We start from the raw sequence: 233 nt of genomic DNA, 5'->3' as shown, positions 1-233 counted from the left end.
GAACTTGCGATACTGGCTCTTCACGAAGCCTTCCGGCCCTGCGACGAACATGCCGCCAACTGCATTCGTGCCCATGATGTGCGAGCTGTCGTAGATCTCGATCCGCTGCGGCACATAGGCAAGGTTGAAGGTGGCCTCGAAGCCTCCGAGCAGCCGGGATTGCGAAGCGGTCTCCGCCAGTTTGCGGCAATGCGCCTCGCGGGCGTTGGAAACAACGTGATCGACTAGATCGC

The 233-nt window shown here is 60.5% G+C and carries 1 pseudogene; it reads right to left on the bottom strand.

Going from position 1 to position 233, the window contains the following annotated elements:
* Nucleotides 1-233: pseudogene (locus ACPYOJ_RS37005) on the bottom strand (excinuclease ABC subunit UvrC); the annotation flags it as partial.

This window comes from Rhizobium sp. SVR5-9E (assembly GCF_056755095.1).
The sequence above is the reverse complement of the archived record's forward strand: the minus strand, read 5'-3'. Positions and strand labels throughout refer to the sequence as shown.